Below are 19,550 nucleotides of genomic sequence, written 5' to 3'. Positions count from 1 at the left end.
GTGCGTGAAACCAGCGAGAACGAGTCTCAGAACTACGGTTACAAGTTCGGTCAAGAAGAAGAGACCTACAACATCGTGGCAGCTCACGGCTACTTTGGCCGCTTGATCTTCCAATATGCGTCCTTTAACAACAGCCGAGCTCTGCACTTCTTCTTGGGTGCATGGCCTGTGATCGGCATCTGGTTCACGTCCTTGGGCATCAGCACGATGGCGTTCAACCTGAACGGGTTTAACTTCAACCAGTCGATCATTGACTCACAGGGTCAAGTGATTGGCACCTGGGCCGACGTGCTGAACCGCGCGAACTTGGGGATGGAAGTGATGCACGAGCGCAACGCTCACAACTTCCCTCTCGACCTGGCTGCGGGCGAAGCTGCTCCTGTAGCGCTAACCGCTCCTGCTATCCACGGTTAATCTTCAGCTAGTCTCTAGCGAAACAAAGAGCGCTCTCCTCACGGGGGGCGCTTTTTGCATGGCTGACCCTCAACCCTGCTAAAATCAGAGTCTCTGAGTTATGTAAAGAAATATGGGCAACACCTTCGGCCATTTATTCCGTATCACAACCTTTGGCGAATCTCACGGCGGTGGGGTAGGTGTCGTGATCGATGGTTGCCCTCCGAAACTAGAGATTTCCGCTGAAGAAATCCAGTTTGAACTCGATCGCCGTCGGCCTGGACAGAGCAAGATTACCACTCCCCGTAAAGAAGCCGATACCTGCGAAATTCTCTCTGGCGTCTTTGAAGGCAAGACCTTAGGTACTCCGATCGCGATCTTGGTACGGAATAAGGATACCCGATCGCAAGACTATGACGAGATGGTGGAGAAGTACCGTCCTTCTCATGCCGATGCTACTTATGATGCCAAATATGGCATTCGCAACTGGCAAGGAGGTGGTCGCTCATCGGCCCGAGAAACCATTGGTCGAGTGGCAGCAGGGGCGATCGCTAAGAAGATTTTGCAGCAGGTTGCTGGCATTGAAGTCTTAGGTTATGTCAAGCGGATTAAAGATTTAGAAGCGGTGATTGATTCCAAAACCGTCACTCTAGAGCAAGTTGAAAGTAACATTGTGCGCTGCCCTAACCTAGAGTGCGCCGAGCAAATGATCGCCCTTGTGGAATCAGCTCGCGATCAAGGCGATTCTCTAGGTGGGGTGGTTGAATGTGTGGTTCGCAGCGTTCCTAAAGGGCTTGGTTCTCCCGTGTTTGATAAGTTGGAAGCCGACTTAGCCAAGGGAGTAATGTCCTTACCTGCTACCAAAGGCTTTGAAATTGGCTCTGGATTTGCTGGCACCTTAATGACGGGCAGCGAGCATAATGACGAATTTTACATTGATGAAGCTGGTGAAGTTCGCACAGCCACTAACCGTTCTGGCGGTGTCCAAGGTGGCATCTCTAACGGGGAAGATATCGTAATTCGGGTTGCCTTCAAGCCCACCGCCACGATTCGTAAGGAGCAACGTACTGTTACGACAGAAGGTGAAGAAACGACATTGGCTGGTAAAGGTCGTCATGACCCTTGCGTTTTACCAAGGGCAGTACCAATGGTAGAAGCGATGGTTGCTTTGGTGCTTTGCGACCACCTCTTACGTCATTACGGCCAATGTAAGGTGTTGTAGGGCGATCGCTCTACTGGAGACAACAACAATTCGCCTGGAGAAGACCTAGAGTTTCTCCAGGTTTTCTATAGCTTGCTAGATATCAGGCTACGGAACCCACCTGAGGAAACATCGATGACCGTGTTGCTCTGTAATATCTGCACCCAGTCGGTGATAGAAACTAAGTCCGCGAATATTGCGAGCATCAGCATTCCAGGCAAGATGAGTACAGTCATTTTCCTGAGAAATTTGAGCTAGACGAGTCATTAACGCCACACCTACACCTTGGCTTCTCATCGCCTCATCTACATACAGATCGTCGAGCCAAATACTGGGTTGACCTGCAAACGATGAGTATCTGAATCCATACAAGGCAAAGCCGACTTCACATCCTGAAAGCTCTGCGAACAAGACGTAAGAAAAGGGAACTACGCCAAAAAGTGTTTTGTATATTTTTTCTTCGGAGGTCCGCAAGTTACTGGAAAAAGCACCGATATTTCGATCAAATTCTGCCTTCTTCTGAATGAATGAGAAAATTAGTGCCACGTCATCGGAATTGGCGGATCTGATTTTCACTCATTAAATCCTCAATCACCTCAAAACCAGCAGGATAATCTGTCTCAGCTTGATAGTCCTGTTTTAATGCCCTCGGCATACGGATTGCTCCGTATTTTGCAAACTAACCTTTCCTAGAAAGCACTTGAAGTTCGTGCTACAAAAGGATTTCTGCGAGAAGGTAGAAAACGAATTTAAAAGGCGGCACCCAGATTCGAACTGGGGGTAAAGGATTTGCAGTCCTCTGCCTTACCACTTGGCCATGCCGCCAACCTTTCAGGATTACAAGTATATCAAATCTTTCCACAAATTCATCATCTGAATCTGATTTTATTTCAAACAAGCATATTTCAGTTCATGAGCATCTACCAGTAGAGATCACCTGTTGGCTGTTTAGTTGTATGCCGTTCGTCAATAGGTTGGGAACAAAGGGGTGGGGACTGCACCTTCATTAGGGAATTTGCCTCTGCACCCCATTTAAGAACTCAGAAAATCAGTGGAATGGATTAGCCAAACCAACTGGAGGGAGCGGAACCTGAGTTGATTTCTGGAGGAATGTGGTGGCTTACCCAATCTGCGTTTTCTTCAACCAGGCGCTCAATTCCCTCTCTCACCATTAACCGCAGGCGATCGCGCAAGGGCCGAGGCACTAAGGTTGGGTCTGCTTCTAAATCGCTGTGCTCCTCAATCATGGCGTAGCAAGCTGGCACACAATTGAGCACATAAGCGATGAGTTGCTCGCGTAATTCTGGTATCGCAAACGCTTGGCGGTAAGGATGGTAGTGATAGGTATCTAAAACGTTTTCGATCTCTAAAGAAACTAATGGCAGCGTTAGATTGGCGATAGTTTTGGACATTTTCCTAACTCCAGCTTTCTTAAACGCATGGAATAATCGGCAACGACCTCACACCATTTGAGAAAATTTTCTAGAGCAAAAACTGTAGCAAGATGCTCTAGAACTTTAATTACAGGATAGTTTCTTTCATAAGAGGCAGAAAAGCCTTTAACATTTATTATTTTCTTTTTAGGCTGTATGTTATGGCAATCTAATCGAAACTGAGGCATTAATGGTGACATAGTTAACAGCGTGTCTCCAAACAGAGAGCCAGCGATGCCTTGGAAATAAAGCTAAATTCAAATTCGGGAAAGCTATAGCTGGGTTGACTTACAAGCTATGCTTAGCCGTGTTAGAGCCTCAATGGCTAGCCCTAAGAATTTCAAGGCTGCTCTTACTTAATTTATTATTTGGACTCTAGCAAGCTGAATATGAAGTGTCACTCAAGTTGATAAGAACTGAGGTTTTAGACCTGCGAGGATAGAGTCTCTAGTTGAATATTCTTTACCGAGTAACTACCGAAGATTTTAAGAGTTTCAGTATAGTTTTTTAGTTCTACTAAAGCAGCTTGAACAGACGGTTCTCGCAAGTCTGCTTCAAAATCCATAAAAAATAAATAGTCACCGAGCGATCGCTTAGTGGGGCGCGATTCAATCCGACTCAGATTAATTCCCCGTTCGGCCAAAACTTGTAAAGGCTTTACTAAAGCTCCAGGTACATTAGCCGCAACACTAAACCCAAGCGAAGTATGAGTACCACTAGGGGCAGAATCTAAACTCAAAACCCAAAAGCGGGTGCAATTGCCTGGGTAGTCATTGATGGGATGAGCCAACATCGGCAAGTTGTAGAGTTGGGCCGCTCGTGGAGAGGCGATCGCAGCAATGGTGAGGTCATCATCCAAAAGCTGCAAGGCTTCAGTAGTGGAATTGTTAGCAATGAGTTGGGCGTTCGGTAGAAACTTTTCTAGCCACTCCTGGCACTGAGCCAAGGCTTGAGGATGAGAATAGACCGTCTTGATTGTTTCTAAATTCTTTGCTCTTGACAGTAGCGCATGCACAATTGGCAAAACCAAGGCTTGCTGAATCTGCAACTGATCGAACTGCCAAAGTGTATCTAATGTAATTGTGACAATCCCTTCAATTGAGTTCTCCACGGGTACAACTGCCATCTGGGTGTCGCCTTGAGCTACAGCTCGCAGAGTTTGCCCAATGTTGGAGTAGGGACAAAGCAGGGTAGATTGGCCTGTCGATTGGGTCAAATGGTGCGAAAAAGCCAATGCTGCTGTCTCGGCATTGGTGCCAGAAGGCCCCAAATGCGCAATTGATACCGCCATAAAGTCTATCTATTACTCTGTAAGTCTGTGAGCTAATTAACTATTTTTATGAAGATTCTTAAAAGTCGAATTTAATCACCTATCATCATTCGTTGACGAAAACCTGGACTATACAAGGGTGAAATTACTTGTTCTGTCAAAAGCCTGAGATTCAGACTATAAAAAAACTGTAAAATTCAGTGAATAGCAACAGCACCCTTACTTATCCTCGCATGTACACTCGCTTCGTAGCATCCCAAGGGGTGGAAATCGCTGTTCCAGAACAGCCTATTCCCATTCAACACTATTTACGACAACCCCAACGCCTCGTGAATGCATTAGCCGACCCTAGTCGAGTTGAGCTGCTAACAGAAGAATGCTTCCGCTTAAAGATGCGTCCTCTGTCCTTCATGAACCTAAGCATTCAACCCACTGTTGACATGAGAGTATGGGCTGACAGTGACGGAACCGTACATCTAGAGTCTGTTGCTTGCGAGATTCGGGGAGTGGAATACATCAATCAACGATTTAGACTCAACCTCGCAGGCCAACTCTCTCCAGTGTTGTTGTATGGAGTCACTCATCTGAAAGGGCAGGCAAACTTAGAGGTTAACGTAGAGCTGCCGCCACCTTTTTCATTCATGCCTCGTCCATTACTCGAAGCTACAGGCAATGGTTTATTGAAGAGTGTTTTGCTCACCGTCAAACAACGATTAATGCATCAGTTGTTGTCAGATTATCGACGTTGGGTTCAGGCTCAAGCAACCAGACCAACAGCACCACCTGCTACTTTGCCCATCAATAGCCCGACAACTTAGCCTTTCGCTGCACTAATCATCCGGATAGTTAAAGTTCTAATTGAGTGCAGGTGGGCGCGATCGCCTCAAGTACTGACGCAGTGCTAGACTCGCGCACCCGACAAGGAGCAAACGAACGGCGGTGCAAAGGAGAAGGTCCTAGCCGCTGCAAAGCTTGGCGATGGCGGGTAGTCCCATATCCTTTGTTAGCCAGCAGATCGTAAGCTGGATAATGAGCTGCCAAACGAGCAATGAATTGATCTCGCCAAACCTTGGCAACAATACTAGCTGCCGCGATCGCAACCGAGTTTTGGTCACCCTTGACTAAGGTCTGTTGAGTAATGGCTAGCCTCGGAATTTTTTGATTACCATCAATCAAACACAAGCTTGGCTGAACTTGTAACTTCAAGATAGCTCGCTGCATAGCTAACAGCGAAGCTTGCAAGATATTGAGTTGATCAATTTCGGCCACAGAAGCAAGGCCAATTTGACAGGCGATCGCAACTGTCCGAATGTGACCTGCTAATTGTTGTCTCTGCCTGCTCGACAGTTGTTTGCTATCGGTAACACCCACCTGAATCAGAGATGAGAGCTTGTTAGGTGGCAAAATCACGGCTGCCGCTACCACAGGCCCAAACAAAGCGCCTCGGCCTACTTCATCCACACCAGCAATCAGTTCCTGAGTGTAAAGGAAATCTGGTGCTTCTAGAAGTTTAAGCTGCTTAGCCTGCATTGCCACCTTAGCCAAACGCCAAGCCCTCTAGCTTTCAGCTTTGTTGGATGCGTCAGCAGCAGAGGAGCGCCGACGCCGACGCCGAGCTGGCCCCAAGTTATCTTCCTCTGTTTCGGTCGTAGCAGGTGTCACCTCAGCATCATTTGTCTCAGGCTGAAGCCGTTCTACTACATCCTCCGAGGCGGGTGAGACTGTTGGAGGTGCAGTTTCTACAGCAGTTGGGGTGTTTCTAACTGGAGGAGCAACCCGCGGCACTTCAGCAGAGCGAGGGGGAGCAAACTCGACAGCCGGGGAAGTTGCGCCATTCTCGGTCGGAGTAACGGGTGCGCTCGGTACAGGCGGTGCTTCTCCAGGCAAGGTAACTTGGATAATCGTAGATTTAGGGTCTTTGACTTCTCGGTTCACTAAAACCAAGGGGGAAATACCCATCAACGCAAACACATCCTGTTCTTCTGGCGTCATCTCAACGGTGACAACTTCAGGAGGTTCAACAACGGGCTTAATAAACTCTCGCTTGGCAGTTTTTACCCGCTCTGGCCTTTCAGATTCAGCTTCCTTCGGGACAATGACGGGGAAGTCTTCTAAAGGAGACACTGTTTCGGCTTCAGCAATAAACTCCGCCTTAACTGCGATCGTTTTAGCAGGAATAATCTCTCTAGGATTAATCGGTCCCTTAGGAGCAACTTCCCCTTCACCTAAAGTGATGCCAATCCGCCGACGGCGACGGCGACGGTTGTTACCAGGACCACCCCGCTCCTGATAATTGGGATGGTTCATTAAATCTGGCTCTAGCGGATCGCTGCCACTGTCAAACTCTAAGTCATCACTCCGTCCCTCCCAAGGACTAAAGGTAGCGGGTTCAGGATTCAGGGGTTCTCTGTTAATTGGTTCTCTGTTAATCGGTTCGCGATTGATTGGCTCCCGATTGATTGGCTCGCGAATTCGCACACGCGGCTCTGTACTAGGAGCGGCAGATTCTCTCATCCCAAAGGTGCCCGATCGCTCTGCTACATCAGCGTCGTATTGAGGCACTTCTCCTGGTAAATGAACCGTGTGTCCTAAACCGCCACAAGTTTGGCAAGTGCGACCAAACAGTTCATAAATATTTTGGCCTTGGCGCTTCCGAGTCAGCTCGACCAAGCCTAGCTCAGACAGTTGGGCAATTTGAGGTCTGGCTTTGTCTGATTTCAGCGCTTTGTTAAAGTGCTCCAGAACTTGCATCTGGTCCCGCCGAGTATCCATGTCGATGAAGTCAACAATGATTACACCAGCCAGATTACGCAGGCGGAGTTGACGCGCAATTTCAGTTGCAGCTTCGCAGTTGGTCCAAAGTACAGTCTCGCGGGCTGTGGCCGATCGCGTGAAAGAGCCAGAGTTCACGTCAATGACAGTCAGAGCTTCGGTCGGCTCAATGATGATATAGCCACCGGAAGGCAAGTCAACTCTGGGTTTCAGGGCTTCGCGAATTGCAGCATTAACTCGGAAGTACTCTAAGACAGAAATGCGATCGCGATGCTGATCAATCAACACCCCTTGCGGCGATCGCCCCCCGCTCCAGTTGATCAAGTGCTGCTTCACCCGCTTGAGACCAGTGTGAGAATCTACGACAATCCGATTCACCTCACCACTGTACGTATCTCGCAACACCCGCTGAATGAAGTCGTCATCGCGGTTCAGCAACGCAGGGGCTCTAGTGGAGCTAGCTTCCTGTAAAATAGACTCCCACTGCTTTTGGAGTGCTTCTAAATCTTCTAGAATCGCTTCTTCGGCCATTCCTTCTGCTTCAGTTCTGACCAGCAACCCCATCCCAGCAGGTTTAATTAAGATGGCGAGGGCTCTCAAACGGTTGCGCTCGTTTTCGTTGCGAATCCGTCGCGAGAGGTTCACCCCTTTACCGTAGGGCATCAAGACCAAGTAGCGTCCTGGCAGTGTGATATTCCCTGTAAGGCGAGGCCCCTTGTTGCCTGTCGGCTCTTTCATTACCTGGACTAAGACTTTTTGCTGGGGAGCCAATAGTTCGGTAATGGAAGCGGCAGAGCGCCTTAAGCGCAGTGGGCCTAGGTCTGTCACATGAATGAAGCCATTCCGCTCAGAATCGCCAATGTTCACAAAGGCAGCGTCAATGCCAGGTAAAACATTCTCAACGACACCCAGGTACACATCACTAATCTGATGGCTGCCTGTAGCAACAATCAACTCTTGGATTTGATCTTCAGAAAAAACAGCAGCGATGCGATGCTGCTCAGCGATAATAATTTGTTTTGGCATTCAATTTCCTCAAAAATTGGCAGCAGTAAAGGCACCACAACACTTACGCCTCTAACACTTTGCTGGCTTTAAGCTGACGTCGAAGAAAAGCAGACTGAGTGCGTCTCAACCGGGTGAGGTGCAGACCGCCTACAGAACAATCGAATGAAAGAATCGATGATTGAGTGAACAATCAGCAATCAGGCGCTAACGAGTGCAGTAATCTAAGACAGAACCTTCCTGTAAAGGGTTAGGTACTGGAAGCGGCGGAATCGCAGGCGGCAGAAAGTCTTTCAGAAGCAGGCTAGAACATCCTTTCTTAGGCCACTACTCAGCAGCAACTCTAAAGGCTTTTGTTCTTCAACTACTTCTATCTGAGAAGCATTATAGCGTGCAGATACTTCGATGCTACCCTGTTAGGTTGGCAGCGATTAAAGATAAGCATACACCTTAATCCAGGAAAAGCTTTCAATCTTTAGGACTTCCTGAGTTGCAGTTTATAAAGTTACGTTCAGAAGGTTGAGAAATAAACCGAATACTATCAGTTTGATTAGAAATCGCAATATTTCAAAAAGTGGTTGCTCTTGACCATTGAGTGGGCAGGCACCAGACCTGCCCTTAAAGAGACCTAATTACTGGGCTGACGCGGCCAAACCGAGTTGATTGCGGTGGGTATGTAAGAGGCGTAGCTCTTTTTGAGATACCTGTTCCAACATATAAAGCACCTGCTCTGGTTTCAGCAAAGTGCCATCGTTACGGCAGCTACCCACAAAGCGTAGGACGGTTGCAGCCTCGCCTAACTCTGGATGAGCAGGCATCAACGCTAGCTCAAACAAGCGATCGCGCAAGTTGATGGTTTGCACTTTGCCAGATTTGGTTGTTTGCTCCCAAGCAATCGTATTTTGAGCTTTAACTGCGTCAATCCAAGCTTGCCACTGCTCAGGAGTGGGGTAACTAAGGCTCGCTGGCTCTTCATCCCCACCAACCGTGACTGTAATCCAGTACTCCGCTCGCTCTAGCAACTGCGTGGCCGAGGGCGTTTTCAGATCCACAACTTCCGCGCGGTAGATGGGAATATCAGTAGGTAGACAAGCAGCCAGCTTTTGTTGAAAGACCTCCACATCAACGGGCTGAGTCAATTCAAAGTCAACGATTTCCCCAGCACTTGTGGCACCCAAAGGCAGTGCATTGGCGATGGAAATGCGAGGCATGGGGTGAAAGCCACCCGTAAAGGCAATCGGTAGTGCAGCCCGGCGGATGATCCGATCCCAGAGCCGCACCAAATCCAAATGACTCACCAAAGCCATATCACCTTGTTTGCCAAACCACACTCGAATCCGCTGCGATCGCTCTTGATTCGGTGTGAAGTGACCTTGAAAATCAGGGATGGGCGGCGGTGCGATCGCCACGTTATGACCAAAGTCTGGGCCACAAACCCCACAGTGAGAGCAGCCTTCAAACGAGCAGTCGGGCACGATCGCAGTTGCTAAAGCCCGTAGCAAGTCTTCTTTGAGCCACTTTTTGTCAATGCCAGTATCGAGGTGGTCCCAAGGCAATGGAGCATCTAAGCGTGTGTCTGTATAGTCATTGCTAACCATCGGATCGTCTGCACTGGGGGCACCAGAAGCGAGTTCATGAGCAACTGACTCATTTGTTGCCATGAGGCTCCATTCGCCTTGCTCCACTTGGCGGTATTTCCAAGACAAGCCTGCCTCAGCGATCGCCTGAGTCCAAGCCCCAAACGCACGCTCTAGGCTTTCCCACCAGGAATCCATCCCTGCGCCTAGTTCCCAAGCCCGCCGCACGACAGCCCCTAGACGGCGATCGCCCCGACCCACAAAATCCTCCATCGCCGAAATTCGGACATCGGTGAAGTTGACCTTTAACCCCCGAATGCGCCGGAATTCTTCCCGGAGTAAGGCTTGTTTACGCTCGAATTCCGTAGTTGAAACCGAGTGCCATTGGAAAGGCGTGTGGGGCTTAGGAGTGAAGTTAGAAATAGTTAGATTAAAGCTGAGGGATTTGCGGCCTTTGCTGCGGCATTCTTGCTGCAACCAACGCACGGTTTCGGCAATACCAATCACATCAGCATCGGTTTCACCTGGCAAGCCAATCATGAAATAAAGCTTGACCTTATCCCAACCTTGGTCGTGGGCAGTTTTCACGCCTCGCAGTAGTTCTTCGTTGGTTAAACCTTTATTAATAATGTCGCGGAGGCGTTGTGTTCCTGCTTCCGGGGCAAAGGTCAGCCCCATTTGGCGGGTGCCACCAATCATGTTGGCAATATTTTCGTCAAAGCGATCGACGCGCTGGCTCGGTAAAGAAAGGGAAATATTTTCATCTTTGAGCCGATTCTTAATCTCCACGCCTACAGCAGGCAGCGCTAAATAATCGGAACAACTCAAAGACAACAAGGAAAACTCGTTATAGCCTGTAGCTCGCATCCCTTGCTCGATCGCGTCTACCACCTGTTCGGGTTCTACGTCTCTAGCTGGGCGAGTCAGCATTCCCGGCTGACAAAAGCGGCAGCCGCGGGTGCAACCACGGCGTACCTCAATGGTGAGGCGATCGTGAACCGTTTGGACGTAAGGCACCAAGCCAATCGAATAAGCAGGCAGAGGTACAGCAACCCGCCGTAAAACGCGCTCAGGCACACCGGGACGATTGGGATGCACCGAACCATCCGCCGCCATATCGTAGAACTGGGGTACGTAGACTCCCGGAACCTGAGCCAGATCTAGAAGTAGTTGTTCTCGGTTTAGCCCTGCCGCTTTGCCTTCTTCTAGAACTAGGCCAATTTCAGGCAACAGTTCTTCACCATCGCCCAAAGCAATAAAGTCGAAAAATTCTGCGTAAGGCTCTGGGTTAGAGGTAGCCGTTTGCCCACCCGCAAAAATCAGCGGGTAACTACCTTGTTGGACGTTCCAAGGTTCTGTTGTGGCTCGTTCTCGCCAGGTCAGCGGGATACTTGCCAAATCAAGCATTTCTAAAATATTGGTAGCCCCTAGCTCGTAGCTGAGGCTGAAGCCCAAGATATCAAAATCAGTCAGCGATCGCCGCGACTCCACCGCAAACAACGACGTTTGGGTGCTGCGTAGCTTACTCGCCAAATCCGGCGCAGGCAAATAAGCGCGATCGCATAGCTGCCGAGGTTGGGTGTTGAGAATGTTGTAGAGGATGATGTGGCCTAAGTTAGACGCACCCACCTCATAGATTTCTGGATAGGTCAGCACCCAGCGTACCGAGGCACTGTCCCAACCTTTATGAAAAGCTCCCAGCTCATTGCCCAGGTAGCGGGCTGGTCGCAAAATTTCAGGAGTCAGTAATTCTTCGATTGCAACTGCCACGGCAAAAAGCTCTCTTTTGGTTCCAGCAACTGCGACTGTCTTTCAGTTAGTAGTTCGCCCTACTACTATACTGAAATGTCTTGAGCAACCGTTCGAGCAGTTGTGGAACCTAAGAATTTAGTGGCTGTGGGCAGAGCTAGCAGCCATAGGAGCTAAGCAGTAACGGCGATCGCTGCTTCAAAGGAGGCTCGATCCTCAAAGATTTCAAACACGCGGTCGAGCTGAGTCAACTCAAAAATAATCCGAATAGGAGCAGACATACAGCAAAGGCTAAAGCGGTGGTTGAAGCGTTGAGCTGAGCTGAGAGCAGACACTAAGGTCATCAGCCCTGTGCTATCTAAAGACTCTACCTTGCTCATGTCAATCAACACGACTTGAGGTTGTCGAGAGGAGACAGCGGTCGTTAGTTGCTGCTGCAACTCAACGGAATTTGAAGCATTGATATGGCCTTGAGGCTGCACCACTGTAACTTGAGGCTGAAGCAGAACAGTTTTCATAACCGCAATCCCGTAAGCACTAAAAATCAAAAAGAACTTTAATACGATGTTTAGACCATAGTCGGTCGCCTTTCCGTTCGCCTACTGCCCTAAGGCTAATTTGCGGAATCTTCATGCGATCGCCCCACATGTTTAAAGTTTTGGGTAAGTGTTATTACGGAATGGTATGACAGACTACTAATTTCCGGTTTTCTGGGCCGATCTGAGATGCATCCTAAAATATTGCTCCTCTAGCTAACGCTTTTTTCAGAGTAGACCTCCTTACAAGCATTTAGAATTTACTCAATTAGATATACAAAAAAATTTTGCCCTGCCCGAGTAGGGAAGTTAAGTAGCAGAAAATCCGATGAGGGCATGCTTAAAATGGAAACTTGTGGAAAAATTCAGCGCGTCTAGGAAAACCACACTCAAAGCTAAACCTTGGAATAGCTAGCCTTTCAGCGTCCGCAGTATGATTCCATTCTTTGATGGCCGCCATAATTAGCTATCCTGAACTAAGGCTTACCTCCAAAAAATAAACCTACGCATCTTCTAGAAAAAATCTTTAGTTTTTATCGTTGTCAATCATCCAATGGCATGATTTTACTGTTCTTTAAGCTAAATCTTTTTCTGGAATAAAGTTGTTGCCTAGAGTACAGTCATAGATTAAAAGCCGTAGTAGCACTGCTAAAATACTTAAATGTAAATCTGCTAGTTTTAATCTTTCGTTAACCTTATTAAAACTATTTAAAGACATTGTGTTTTGCTCAAATTCAGCCTAGACAAGACTTCCCTTAAAACACGGAAGATTTAGAGCAAAATCGTGACGAGGATCACCTAAAAATACGGTTTGCGATCACCTTTTTACTTACAAGCTCGGTAGAGAATTCTAAGTATGAAGTTCTAGTAATCCTGCCATGCAAGCGACTGCTGTTATTCGACATTTAGTAGAAAAAGCTTTGTATTTCAAAAAGTTGACGCCTGATATTGAGAACGAAATCAACTACGAGCTAACTCGCCGGGGTTACATTTCCGATGTAGACTATGAAGCCCTCGAACTACTGATGGCTGAGATGGATGCAGGCCGAATTCAGTTAGTTGCTAGTCCCTAGCGTTTCTCAATTACTAGTAGCTAAAGTCAAGTAAATTTTTTATTTGTTAGTTTTGCGATCGCGGCCTTAATTCGCTGGAGAAGCGATTTGTCGAAAAAGCAAAATAATTGTAGTAAGGCTTTGGACCTAAATGCGCTGTGAATTCGGGGTGCATCTGAATAGCGCTAGAACACCAGACCAAGGACTGTGTACTGGTGAACCGTAAAATCTCTATAAAATCTGATGTAGAATTTTTAGGCTCGAAAGGCTTCTGGAGCCGCTGCCCAAATTTGGTGCATGAAATGCCTGAGCCGTTGATGAGCTATTTGAGCAGTTTCTGGGTGAGCCTCAGTCTCTGAAGCGTAGAGGGTGCTTAGTAGTGGCATGACCTCAGTATCTAAAGCAGGCTGAAACAATAACGCAGGCCAAAGCAGGTCGGGCGCTTGACGTAAATCATAAATGGCTGACTCGCTCGTCTCCCAGATAGGTTGGTAGTGACCAACGGTAGGATAACAAGCAACATCCGTGACAAGGGCTAGAGGCCGAGACCAATACATTTGACGCGATGCTATTTGCTGAATTAGCTCAACATAAAGGCGATCGCGATCGTGTTGCAGATAAAGAATTTGATGTGGCTGAAAATCGTTAGGGCGGTCCATCAACACAGACAACAGAAGAACTACAAGTTCTGCGTTCTCCTATTTTAGAAGTTAGAATCCCATCTTGTAGAAGAGTAATTTCCCTGACAGGGGTCACGAGATTAGGGAATTTAAGTATTATTAAGTAGACCTAGCAATAGACTGCCTGATTGTTTCAGTTAGCAACAGACTCATAAGTTGTGATACTCCAAGCTCCAAGAGAACTTTGCTAACCAACTCCATGCCTAGCCTACACAAAGTAGTTTAGGTGGCAGGTCAACCATTAGAGCCGCTAAAGCCAATCAGTCTTTATAGTCCGTTTATTAGAAGAGAGGAGAGCAATGTCTGTCGAGACCATTGAACAACGTTCAACGGCCCGTAAGCTTGCACCACGCTACCGGGTTTTACTGCACAACGATGACTACAACTCTATGGAGTATGTGGTGCAGACTTTGATACATACAGTTCCTAGCCTGACTCAGCCACAGGCTGTCAGCATCATGATGGAAGCCCACAGCAATGGCATGGCTCTAGTCATTACCTGTGCCCAAGAGCATGCTGAGTTCTATAGCGAAACTCTCAAAACGCACGGCCTTAGTAGCACAATTGAGCCAGACGAGTAAAAGCCACAAAAGACGTTCCTAACTTGAAGCTCCATCTGGCTCGCCTAGCTCATTATCCTGTCCCAATTCGTCTGGCAGTTTTTGTAGTATCCCTGCTGCTGGTTTGGCTACCCGTAGCAGGGCCGATCTATTGGGTAGTGGATGATCAGAACCTCACTAGCATTCTGACTTTGACATTGCTGTACGTCGAGTTTATTTTGCTAGCGCGGTTCTGGGGGCGACGGGTTTACCAAGACACAACCATTCTGCAAAGTTATGGCCTAAAGCTTTCGCGACAAAACGGGCTAGAGCTGCTGGGGGGTTTGGGGATAGGCGTATGCAGCTTGTTAGGGATGTTTTTAGTTGAAGGAGCGCTAGGGTGGCTAAATTGGCGATCGCCCTCTGTATTTCTGCCTCAAATCACTTTGGAAGGGCTGCTGGTTTCTCTAGGGATTGGGTTCGCAGAAGAATTATTTTTTCGCGGTTGGTTGTTGCATGAGTTGGAGCGGGACTATCGGCCCACTACAGCGCTTGGGATTGCTAGTACCGTATTTGCTTTGGCCCACTTCATCAAACCGATCGCTGAAATTCGCCGCACTTGGATCAATTTTCCCGCTTTAGTGTTGCTCGGTTTAGCTTTGGGTTGGGCTAAGCGAGCAACTCACGCCAAAGCAAGTTTAGATGAAACATCCGATCGAGGCCGACCCCGTTGCCAAGGTCAGCTAGGGCTACCTATTGGCTTACATGCAGGACTGGTTTGGGGCTACTACATCATTAATGTTGGTGGGTTAATTCGCTACTCTAACCGCATCCCAGAGTGGATTACAGGGATTGATAGCAATCCTCTAGCTGGAGCAATAGGAATTTTGTGCTTGAGCTTGATTGCTCTAGGCATGAATCTAGCAGCTAGAAGACGGCAAGCGATCGCCAAACCCTAACCTCTAGACTTAAACCCACTCTAGTCCCAGTTCTAGTTCCGATAGCCTCAAGCAATTATCGATTCTGAGCCGCAGGTGCCAGGGCATCCAATGCAGTTCCTAATAAGCAAGTGCTCGCCAAATTCACACCATTCAAGTTGGCATCTTTGAGTTCTGCACAGAGCAAATTAGCCCCACTTAAGTTAGCTCCTGCCAAATTAGCGCCTTGTAAGTCGGCTTCTTCTAAGTTCGCTTCACTCAGTAAAGCGCCTTGTAAATCGGCTTGACTCAGGTTAGCACCTTGCAGATTGGCTCCACTTAGGTTAGCGCCTCTCAAATCGGCACTCCGCAAATCCACTCCTTGCAAATTCACTCCCACTAAGTTGGCTCCGCTGAGAAAAGCACCTGTGAAAATGGTTTGAGTCAGCTTAGCTCGCATTAGGTTAGCGCCCCGCAGATTGCTGCCTCGCAAGTCCGCGCCTGTGAGATCGGCCTGCATCAGATTTGCCCCTAGCAGATTAGTTCGCAAATCTGCCCCTACCAATTGCGCCCCAATTAAGTTGGCACCGTCTAAACGCGCTCTTGCTAGCTTAGTGCGGTTAAAGTTGACCCCCACTAAGGACGCACCCGCTAAGTTAATCCCGCTTAGATCCAGGTTAGAGAGGTCTTCATCTTCGAGATTGACTCCCGCCAACTGCTTCAACTGCCCAGAGCGAATTGCCTCAATGTCCATGAGTGCCTCCTACAGCTGCCGTCTTGTCAGAATTTTCCGTGTCACTGGAGAAGGAATAGGCTGCTTCTTCTAATCGAGCATCCAGTAACCACATCCCAGAAGTGACGCGATGCGGGGTAAGCGGTAAACTGAGACCTTGCTGTAACCCACACACCATCAAGGCGAGAACCTCTACCAGCTTGGGGTCCCAACGAGTGCCTTGATAAGTTTGGCATTCAGCTGAAACCTGCGATAGGGCTGCTTCTAAATTGAATGCGCGATCGCCCTGAGAGTCACCCTGAACATAAGCCAGTCGCAAATCAGCTACTCGCCGTTGAAAAGCTTCTACCAAGCCTAAAATCCGCGATTCTAGAGGAATTTCATCACCCGCCAAGCCAGCAGGATGACCGGAGCCATTCCACCACTCGGTTTGGTGATTAATAATCGTGGCGATCGCACTGAGACGAGGTAGAGTTCTGAGAACCTGGGCACCCGGCACTAGGGGACAACTCAGCGGACAACTGGGCGCTTCCTCTTGAGCTTGGAGGGCATGTCCTCCAGATAAGCTCTCTGCTTCCTGCATGGGAGCAATGCGGTGCAACATGCCAGCTAAGCGAAGACGGTGCAGTTGCCACGCGGGTAAATCGAGCAGTTGACCCATCATCTCAGCCAAGGCCGCTACCTCAGCTGCTGCCATCGGATTTTTAATATCGGTTAGGTCGCTGAGTTGGGCAATTCGCAGAAATGCCTGTAGCTCATTCGAGATTAGATTGTGGTCTAGAACGTCGGGGTGAAGCTCTTCGGTGAAGGGGAGTTGGCCTAAATCTTGCTGACTGGCTTTGAGGTAATCAACCACCCGTGAGACCACCCCACAAAGATCGTCTGATTCAGCCTGCATTGCTTCATTGGCGATCGCGGCCATTTGAGCTTGGAGGGTTTTTTGCAGCTCTGGATCGTAAGGAGCGAGATGAGCGATCGCCAACTCCACAGTTTCTTGCACCAAGTTCGGTTCAAACGTCCAGAAGCCATAGAACTTTCGCTCGCGGTCTTCTGTCGGCAAACCCCCAGGGCCGTAGTCAGCCGCAGATAACTCTTGGCACAACACCATTGCTGTATAGGTGGGTGACAGAATGATCAGGTGCCACTCTTGAGCCACTGGGTCTGCTGGCTCTAGACCAACTATCGCTACATTCTCGCGCTGACTAGTGGGGTGTTCCGTAAAGCCTGAGTCAGGCGCAGCCATAATTACGACTTGCCGCGATCGTTCCGCTAGGTCGCCATAGCGATCTGCTTCTTGCAAATACCATTTGCCCCGCTGAAAGGCAGTAATTACCAAGGGAGGGCTACTACAGCTAAGAATGCAGTCCTCCAAGGCGTGACACAAAGCAACTAAAGTGTTTTTGTAATAAACCCCAAAGCTAAGAGGGCGCTTTCCTGTCTCACCTGTTTGATGAGCCGCCTCTAGCTTTTGCAGAATAGAACCTTCTAACATGATTGAAATATCACTAGGAATGCGTAGTTCAAGCGTACGGTGGTAAATGCGCCTCAGCCATAAGTAAAACTACTTCTTTAGCGCTCCACCGCAATGAAGTAGAAGTGTCATGAGGCAGAAGTCGCCAGTTGTTTTTCCGTCGGGGCGATCGGAGCCGTCAATGCTTCCTCTAGGTCAGCTCGGCCTAGCTTACTTTCGAGAATGCGCATTACCTCTCGACCAAAGTCATTGGGGTTTTGCTTCCAGGCTTGTAAACAAACCTCACCAAAGAACGACCCCATGGGTTCTGGATTCCAGAGCAGCTTCTTCGCGGTCCAAGGCATCAAGCTCATGGGGTCGTAACCCGCCTGCAAAATGCCTTTGTCTAGAGCGTACTCTTCTAAATGAGTATGGGGCTGCAAGCCAATAAAGAAGATGGCAGGCTCTACCTTATCTGCGCCGAAGATACTTTCCAACTCGCGGTGATAGGCGATCGTTTGCCGAATTGTTTCGGGTCGTTCGTCAATTACGTTAAACGAGTAGTTCACAGAGACCACGTCGTTAAAGCCCGCCGCCTTGAGGTCACGGCAGTTTTGCAGCACTGTCCGCAAGTTGTAGCCCATCCGCATTTTACGAACTAACTCCTGAGAACCGCTGGTGATACCGATCTCAAAGTAGTTCATGCCAGTTTTGACCATCAGATCGCAAAGCTGCGGATTTAGGTTATCGGCCCGAATGTAGGCAGCCCAGTGAACGTCTTGCATGCCCGAATCGACAATTTTTTGCAGCAGCTCGATCGCGTCATCAATATATTTGCGGGCAGGAATAAACTGAGCGTCAGTAAACCAAAAGTTGCGAATGCCGCGATCGTAGAGTTGCCGCATTTCAGCCACAACTTCATCGGCTGGATTCACCCGGACTTGCTTTCCTTCTACCACTGTATAGACGCAGTAACAGCAGTTATGAGGACAGCCCCGCTTGGTTTGTACCCCCACATAGAAGTCACTTTCTTGGAAGTAGTATTCAAATTCAGGCCAGATGCCGCTGATGTAGTCGTAGTCGCAAGCTGTTTTCTGAATTGGGGTGGGCCATTCATGAATCAGGCGATCGCGCGGTTTAGCTTCTCCCGCCACATAACAACGCTCATCTCGAAACTCTTGGCCTCGGAGCAGCTTCTCTAGCAGCGTTTCACCTTCCCCCACAGATACAATCGTCCCGGCGGGCAACTTCTTGCCTAACTGCTCGTAGAACACGCTAACTGCTCCGCCACCCACGACTAGGCGAGCTTCAGGATGATATTTTTGCGCCCGTCTCAAGCCACGCTTAATCAAGCCTAAATTTCGCCAAAGCTCTGTATAGTAGGCGCTGGTAACTCGAAATCCTCCCAAAGCTCCCCGTAGCTTCACAAAGGGATTACGAGCGTAGAAAAACTCAAAGGCATATTGCAGAGGATTGCCGCCACGCCCCCCGACAGGAGCATAAATCTGAATGTCTCGCCACGAAAAAACCAGTAACGTGGGTCGAAACTGATCCACACAAGCATCTAAAGCTGAAGCGAAATCTAGGGGTGGCACCGTTCCCAAGTCAAAAATTCGTTGTTCTAAGCTAGGAAACAGCTTGTGCAGGTGATCAGCTAAATAGACAACGCCAAGGGGAAAAATCGGATTACAAGGAAGGCGAACGTAGAGAACTCGATGGTGCATCACAGTGTGGTGTTAAGAATTTTTGAGTCTCACAATCAAGCACAAAAAAGAAATTTCAGATTAAGACGAGTAATCAAGCAAACCAGAACCCAGCTGAGGAGCATGATACAGCCTGAATGTCACTAGGAGTTCTCAAGTTCAAATCCCTGGAGACAAACTCAGCAACATCTGCATGCTTATAGGAATTCTGAAAATTGTTTTATATAACTTTACGATACCATTGGCCTTCCTAGTTAGCATGGTGATTTTTCGCTCTCACCCAAAAAAGTAATGCACCTGGAGCTTGAAGAAGTTTCAATAAAGTAGGCCTGTAGTTTTGTAAAGCTTGTCAGTTCAACAATCCCCCAAAAGCCTTGACCAGCAACTCTTTAGGTTGGTTCCACTCTACCTATTGGTAGAGATATTGATGAAGATCTACAAGGGACAAACTGGATGGTAGTCATGTTTACAGCTACCGGGGATCGGGGGTGATAGTGTTCCGAATATAAATCTACCTACGGCTTTAAGCTCCTCAAAATT

General features: G+C 48.4%; 17 protein-coding genes, 1 tRNA gene and 1 pseudogene. 6 read left to right on the top strand and 13 right to left on the bottom strand.

The window, feature by feature from the left end; genetic code table 11:
• Both H6F90_RS16230 and aroC read left to right on the top strand, forming a co-directional pair.
• Positions 1 to 414 (top strand): annotated as a pseudogene (locus H6F90_RS16230) (photosystem II q(b) protein); the annotation flags it as partial.
• A gap of 112 nt (positions 415 to 526) precedes the next feature.
• Positions 527 to 1,615 carry a chorismate synthase gene (aroC, locus tag H6F90_RS16225; protein ID WP_190553415.1) on the top strand — a complete coding sequence of 363 codons (1,089 nt, stop codon included), beginning with the start codon at positions 527 to 529 and terminating at the stop codon, positions 1,613 to 1,615.
• Between the two features lie 87 nt (positions 1,616 to 1,702).
• On the opposite strand, the gene H6F90_RS16220 is transcribed toward aroC, so the two are convergent.
• From H6F90_RS16220 to pheA, 5 genes are all read right to left on the bottom strand, one after another.
• Positions 1,703 to 2,140 carry an N-acetyltransferase family protein gene (locus H6F90_RS16220; protein ID WP_370588030.1) on the bottom strand — a complete coding sequence of 146 codons (438 nt, stop codon included), beginning with the start codon at positions 2,138 to 2,140 and terminating at the stop codon, positions 1,703 to 1,705.
• Positions 2,141 to 2,348: 208 nt separating this feature from the next.
• A tRNA-Cys gene (locus tag H6F90_RS16215) sits at positions 2,349 to 2,419 on the bottom strand.
• Between the two features lie 236 nt (positions 2,420 to 2,655).
• Positions 2,656 to 3,006 (bottom strand): hypothetical protein, encoded by a 351-nt coding sequence (locus tag H6F90_RS16210; protein ID WP_190553413.1) that lies wholly within the window; start codon positions 3,004 to 3,006, stop codon positions 2,656 to 2,658.
• A complete protein-coding gene (locus tag H6F90_RS30390; RefSeq protein ID WP_206756183.1) occupies positions 2,982 to 3,227 on the bottom strand; it encodes a hypothetical protein in 246 nt (81 codons plus the stop codon). Before H6F90_RS30390 ends, H6F90_RS16210 begins: the two co-directional genes overlap by 25 nt.
• Before the next feature lie 224 nt (positions 3,228 to 3,451).
• Positions 3,452 to 4,318, bottom strand: coding sequence for a prephenate dehydratase (pheA, locus tag H6F90_RS16205; RefSeq protein ID WP_190553412.1), 867 nt, complete (start codon positions 4,316 to 4,318; stop codon positions 3,452 to 3,454).
• Positions 4,319 to 4,530: 212 nt separating this feature from the next.
• Between pheA and H6F90_RS16200 the strand changes: the two genes are divergently transcribed.
• Positions 4,531 to 5,115, top strand: coding sequence for a DUF1997 domain-containing protein (locus tag H6F90_RS16200; protein WP_190553429.1), 585 nt, complete (start codon positions 4,531 to 4,533; stop codon positions 5,113 to 5,115).
• Between the two features lie 28 nt (positions 5,116 to 5,143).
• Here the strand turns inward: H6F90_RS16200 and H6F90_RS16195 are convergent, their stop codons facing one another.
• From H6F90_RS16195 to H6F90_RS16180, 4 genes are all read right to left on the bottom strand, one after another.
• Positions 5,144 to 5,827 (bottom strand): ribonuclease HII, encoded by a 684-nt coding sequence (locus H6F90_RS16195; RefSeq protein WP_190553411.1) that lies wholly within the window; start codon positions 5,825 to 5,827, stop codon positions 5,144 to 5,146.
• A 27-nt stretch (positions 5,828 to 5,854) separates the two neighbouring features.
• Positions 5,855 to 8,095 (bottom strand): Rne/Rng family ribonuclease, encoded by a 2,241-nt coding sequence (locus H6F90_RS16190; protein WP_190553410.1) that lies wholly within the window; start codon positions 8,093 to 8,095, stop codon positions 5,855 to 5,857.
• 611 nt (positions 8,096 to 8,706) lie between these two features.
• On the bottom strand, positions 8,707 to 11,421 hold the full coding sequence (locus H6F90_RS16185; RefSeq protein WP_190553409.1) for a TIGR03960 family B12-binding radical SAM protein: 2,715 nt from the start codon (positions 11,419 to 11,421) through the stop codon (positions 8,707 to 8,709).
• Positions 11,422 to 11,573: 152 nt separating this feature from the next.
• Positions 11,574 to 11,918 (bottom strand): STAS domain-containing protein, encoded by a 345-nt coding sequence (locus tag H6F90_RS16180; RefSeq protein WP_190440841.1) that lies wholly within the window; start codon positions 11,916 to 11,918, stop codon positions 11,574 to 11,576.
• Between the two features lie 896 nt (positions 11,919 to 12,814).
• Between H6F90_RS16180 and H6F90_RS16175 the strand changes: the two genes are divergently transcribed.
• Positions 12,815 to 13,009, top strand: coding sequence for a hypothetical protein (locus tag H6F90_RS16175; RefSeq protein ID WP_190440844.1), 195 nt, complete (start codon positions 12,815 to 12,817; stop codon positions 13,007 to 13,009).
• A 233-nt stretch (positions 13,010 to 13,242) separates the two neighbouring features.
• Here the strand turns inward: H6F90_RS16175 and H6F90_RS16170 are convergent, their stop codons facing one another.
• Positions 13,243 to 13,647 (bottom strand): hypothetical protein, encoded by a 405-nt coding sequence (locus H6F90_RS16170; protein WP_190553408.1) that lies wholly within the window; start codon positions 13,645 to 13,647, stop codon positions 13,243 to 13,245.
• Between the two features lie 320 nt (positions 13,648 to 13,967).
• Between H6F90_RS16170 and clpS the strand changes: the two genes are divergently transcribed.
• A complete protein-coding gene (gene clpS / locus H6F90_RS16165; RefSeq protein ID WP_190440850.1) occupies positions 13,968 to 14,249 on the top strand; it encodes an ATP-dependent Clp protease adapter ClpS in 282 nt (93 codons plus the stop codon).
• A gap of 23 nt (positions 14,250 to 14,272) precedes the next feature.
• On the top strand, positions 14,273 to 15,166 hold the full coding sequence (locus H6F90_RS16160; RefSeq protein WP_190553407.1) for a CPBP family intramembrane glutamic endopeptidase: 894 nt from the start codon (positions 14,273 to 14,275) through the stop codon (positions 15,164 to 15,166).
• A gap of 55 nt (positions 15,167 to 15,221) precedes the next feature.
• On the opposite strand, the gene H6F90_RS16155 is transcribed toward H6F90_RS16160, so the two are convergent.
• From H6F90_RS16155 to H6F90_RS16145, 3 genes are all read right to left on the bottom strand, one after another.
• On the bottom strand, positions 15,222 to 15,878 hold the full coding sequence (locus H6F90_RS16155) for a pentapeptide repeat-containing protein (protein ID WP_190553406.1): 657 nt from the start codon (positions 15,876 to 15,878) through the stop codon (positions 15,222 to 15,224).
• Positions 15,868 to 17,349: a DICT sensory domain-containing protein gene (locus tag H6F90_RS16150; RefSeq protein ID WP_190553405.1), complete on the bottom strand. Its 1,482-nt coding sequence runs from the start codon at positions 17,347 to 17,349 to the stop codon at positions 15,868 to 15,870. The genes H6F90_RS16155 and H6F90_RS16150 overlap by 11 nt, the downstream gene beginning before the upstream one ends.
• Positions 17,350 to 17,456: 107 nt before the next feature.
• The gene (locus H6F90_RS16145; protein ID WP_190553404.1) at positions 17,457 to 19,031 is read right to left on the bottom strand and encodes a photosystem II high light acclimation radical SAM protein; all 1,575 of its coding nucleotides are present in this window, start codon (positions 19,029 to 19,031) and stop codon (positions 17,457 to 17,459) included.
• Between the last annotated feature and the right edge of the window lie 519 nt (positions 19,032 to 19,550).

This window comes from Trichocoleus sp. FACHB-591 (genome assembly GCF_014695845.1).
Classification (GTDB): Bacteria; Cyanobacteriota; Cyanobacteriia; order FACHB-46; family FACHB-46; genus Trichocoleus.
This window is presented reverse-complemented; position numbering and strand designations above follow the sequence as displayed.

Coding starts and splice junctions, on each gene's coding strand:
- H6F90_RS16170 (WP_190553408.1), bottom strand. CDS start 13,647: ATGGACCGCCCTAACGATTTTCAGCCACATCAAATTCTTTATCTGCAA.
- H6F90_RS16195 (WP_190553411.1), bottom strand. CDS start 5,827: ATGCAGGCTAAGCAGCTTAAACTTCTAGAAGCACCAGATTTCCTTTAC.
- H6F90_RS16150 (WP_190553405.1), bottom strand. CDS start 17,349: ATGTTAGAAGGTTCTATTCTGCAAAAGCTAGAGGCGGCTCATCAAACA.
- H6F90_RS16155 (WP_190553406.1), bottom strand. CDS start 15,878: ATGGACATTGAGGCAATTCGCTCTGGGCAGTTGAAGCAGTTGGCGGGA.
- clpS (WP_190440850.1), top strand. CDS start 13,968: ATGTCTGTCGAGACCATTGAACAACGTTCAACGGCCCGTAAGCTTGCA.
- H6F90_RS16145 (WP_190553404.1), bottom strand. CDS start 19,031: ATGCACCATCGAGTTCTCTACGTTCGCCTTCCTTGTAATCCGATTTTT.
- H6F90_RS16180 (WP_190440841.1), bottom strand. CDS start 11,918: ATGAAAACTGTTCTGCTTCAGCCTCAAGTTACAGTGGTGCAGCCTCAA.
- H6F90_RS16210 (WP_190553413.1), bottom strand. CDS start 3,006: ATGTCCAAAACTATCGCCAATCTAACGCTGCCATTAGTTTCTTTAGAG.
- H6F90_RS16200 (WP_190553429.1), top strand. CDS start 4,531: ATGTACACTCGCTTCGTAGCATCCCAAGGGGTGGAAATCGCTGTTCCA.
- pheA (WP_190553412.1), bottom strand. CDS start 4,318: ATGGCGGTATCAATTGCGCATTTGGGGCCTTCTGGCACCAATGCCGAG.
- H6F90_RS30390 (WP_206756183.1), bottom strand. CDS start 3,227: ATGTCACCATTAATGCCTCAGTTTCGATTAGATTGCCATAACATACAG.
- aroC (WP_190553415.1), top strand. CDS start 527: ATGGGCAACACCTTCGGCCATTTATTCCGTATCACAACCTTTGGCGAA.
- H6F90_RS16190 (WP_190553410.1), bottom strand. CDS start 8,095: ATGCCAAAACAAATTATTATCGCTGAGCAGCATCGCATCGCTGCTGTT.
- H6F90_RS16175 (WP_190440844.1), top strand. CDS start 12,815: ATGCAAGCGACTGCTGTTATTCGACATTTAGTAGAAAAAGCTTTGTAT.